Origin of the sequence: Pacificibacter sp. (assembly GCF_039769035.1) — a bacterium.
Classification (GTDB): Bacteria; Pseudomonadota; Alphaproteobacteria; order Rhodobacterales; family Rhodobacteraceae; genus Celeribacter.
Window position 1 is genome coordinate 1 of sequence record NZ_JBDMZG010000201.1, and the last position, 3200, is coordinate 3200.

The 3200-nt window shown below is 53.2% G+C and carries 4 protein-coding genes; all 4 read left to right on the forward strand.

Annotated features, from left to right (window positions below; all coding sequences use genetic code 11):
• Positions 1–224: 224 nt before the first annotated feature.
• A complete protein-coding gene (locus ABF287_RS16270) occupies positions 225–983 on the forward strand; it encodes an ATP-binding cassette domain-containing protein (RefSeq protein ID WP_347186049.1) in 759 nt (252 codons plus the stop codon).
• Positions 984–1012: 29 nt separating this feature from the next.
• A complete protein-coding gene (locus ABF287_RS16275; RefSeq protein ID WP_347186051.1) occupies positions 1013–1729 on the forward strand; it encodes a transporter substrate-binding domain-containing protein in 717 nt (238 codons plus the stop codon).
• 39 nt (positions 1730–1768) lie between these two features.
• A complete protein-coding gene (locus ABF287_RS16280; protein WP_347186052.1) occupies positions 1769–2647 on the forward strand; it encodes an ABC transporter permease subunit in 879 nt (292 codons plus the stop codon).
• Positions 2644–3200 (forward strand): ABC transporter permease subunit (locus ABF287_RS16285; RefSeq protein ID WP_347186053.1); only part of this gene is annotated, 557 nt, incomplete at its 3' end. The genes ABF287_RS16280 and ABF287_RS16285, both read left to right, overlap by 4 nt.

Here is a 3200-nt window from a genome sequence, read left to right on the forward strand (position 1 = left end):
TGGGCGTGAGCGACACGCAAAGTGCTATGGCCCGCCAACGTGTTGCCGAGCAATCCAGCTAACTGCTAGCACACCAAACTTTTCTGGCCAAATTGCTGAAATAGGCGTCAAATGCGCCTTTCTTAGGCAGTGACGTTGCGGCAATTTGATGATGATTGTTGCAATTGCCTGCGATTCTGAGCTTATTCTCTCGTGTGTTGACCAATGAATCAAAAAAATCACCCGTGATCGAGATCCGTGACTTGCATAAGTCTTACGGAGACTTGGACGTGCTGAAAGGCGTGTCCATCACCGCAAACCGTGGACAAGTGGTGTCGCTGATCGGGTCTTCTGGTTCCGGCAAATCGACGCTTTTGCGCTGCGCCAACTTGCTTGAAGACAGCCAAAGCGGCGAAATCCTCTTCAAAGGGGAACCCATCACATGGAAAGGCACCGGTCTTGGCCGCCATCCGAGTGATCGCAAGCAAGTCATGCGCATCCGGACGAACCTGTCGATGGTGTTTCAGCAATTCAATCTCTGGGCCCATATGACGATTTTGGAAAACGTGATGGAAGCTCCAGTGACGGTCCTTGGCCGCGACAAAGCCGAGGTCGAAGCCTCAGCGCGCGCCTATCTCGACAAAGTGGGCATCGGCGACAAATGTGACGTGTACCCTGCGCAAATGTCGGGCGGACAACAACAACGCGCTGCAATTGCACGGGCGCTTTGTATGGAACCTACAGCCTTGCTGTTTGACGAACCAACATCTGCGCTGGATCCTGAACTTGAACAAGAAGTGGTGAAGGTCATCCAATCACTGGCCGCTGAAGGGCGTACTATGATGATTGTCACCCACGACATGCGCATGGCTGCGGATATTTCCGACCATGTCGTGTTTTTGCACAAAGGCCTGATCGAAGAACAAGGCCCGCCCGCCGATCTTTTCGGCGCGCCTAAATCCGAACGCTTGAAACAGTTTCTGAGTGCGACTGTTTCAGCCTAATAACGACACCAACAGAGAGTAAATGACTGATGAAAAAATTGATCCTTTCCACAGCAGTTCTGGCTTTGACAGCTGGCGCATCTTTCGCTGACACAGTGCGTATGGGCACTGAGGGCGCCTACCCTCCCTATAACTTCATTGACGATAATGGCGAAGTCGCGGGCTTTGAGCGCGAAGTTGGCGACAAGCTTTGTGAATTGGCAGAATTGACCTGTGAATGGGTGACCAACGAGTGGGACACAATCATTCCAAACTTGCTGTCCGGCAACTACGACACAATTATTGCCGGCATGTCCATCACGGATGGGCGCGATGAAGTCATTGATTTCACACAAGACTACTATCCACCAACAGCGTCTGCATATGCATCAATGGCAGAAGGCGTTGACTTGGAGGGTGGCGTGATCGCAGCACAAACAGCCACAATTCAAGCGGGCCATGTTGCAACAACGGGCGCGACCTTGGTTGAATTTGCGAATCTCGATGACACGATCGCGGCTGTCAAAAACGGTGAAGTTGACGCTGTTTTCGCTGACAAAGATGCGCTGGTGCCTTTCGTTGCTGAACAAGGCTTCATGTTCGCAGGCGAAGAGGTGCCACTCGGCGGCGGCATCGGAATGGGCGTTCGTGAAAGCGACACCGAGTTGAAAGCAAAATTCAACGCGGCGATCGACACAATGAAAGCCGACGGGACTTTGAACGCTTTGCTGATCAAGTACTTCGGCGGCGCAACCGCGACTTACTAAAAGAATGCGGGGCCAGTTCCCTGGCCCCCTTTCCTAATTATGTTTGCATCTTGCACAGACCCCTCCACGCTTGACGGCCTCAATTGGCTCGCCTGTTATCTGACAACGGGCAAGCACATTTTGTTCTACAAAAGCTTTATCGTTGTGCTCACGCTTTTGGCCGTGACTGCCCCGATCGCGCTTGGCGTGGGGTTTCTGGGGGCGATTGCCGCAAGATCCAAAATCGCGCCCGTACGCTGGTTCGGCACGCTTTACACTTCGATGGTGCGCGGTGTGCCGGATATTGTTTTCTTTCTGTTCGTGCCCTTGGCAATGGACCAAGGCTTGGAATGGATTAGGCACAAAATCTTATGCCCCGATTGGTCGGAACCGATCCGCCAAGGCAATGATTTTCTAGTCTGCTCTGCGGCTAAACTGCCGCTCGGCTCAGCCCCGCAATCTGTTCATGAAATCTATGGTTTTCTGTTGGCGGTGATTGCCTTTGCCATCGTCTTTGGGGCCTTTGCGGCCAATGTGTTGTCGGGCGCGATGAACGCTGTACCCCGTGCACAAATGGAAACAGCCGAAGCCTATGGCATGTCCCCGCGCCAAAGTTTTTGGCGCATCATGGTGCCGCAAATGTGGGTCTACGCCCTGCCCGGTCTGTCCAATCTTTGGATGATCTTGATCAAAGCCACACCGCTTCTGTTTTTGCTTGGCGTCGAAGACATTGTCTATTGGGCGCGTGAATTGGGTGGCGCAAAAACCAGCCACTTTGCCTATCCGCACCCCGATTGGCGCCTGTGGTACTTCCTTGGACTTTTGGTTTTCTACCTTGGCTTTACCAAACTCTCCGAAGTTGTTTTATCCCGCATCACCACGCGCCTGTCCCGTGGACAAGCCACTGTCGCTGGTGAGCAGATGAGGAAAGCCGCATGAGTTGTCTGCAAACCATCACGGACTATGCCTTTCGCTCGATTGGTTACGGCCCACGCCTTTTGCCCAAAACCGACATCACACTATGCGAACAGGTGACACTGATCGGGTCAGGCATGTTGTGGAACATCTATCTGGGCGCCGTCGCTTTAGCGTTTGGATTTGTCTTTGCAACGGCCCTTGCGCTTGCAAAGAATTCCCAAAACGCTTGGCTGCGCAAGCCTGCCGAATGGTTCATGTTCATCTTTCGCGGCTCGCCTTTGTTTATCCAATTTTTCTTGTGCTACGAACTGTTCGTGCAATTGCCCAAGGCAGGTATCGATATCTTTGGTATCACCCTTGAAACAGGCAATCTGACCCGCGCATGGGCTGGTGCTTTGGTGGTCCTCTTCTTGAACACCTCCGCCTATTCTGCCGAAATTTTCTATGGCGCGCTGCGCTCCGTCCCAAAAGGCGACGTGGAGGCTGCAGATGCATACGGCATGGTCGGCTGGACACGGTTTCGCCGGATCACTTGGCCGACGATGCTGAGACTGGCGTGGCCGGCCTACACGAA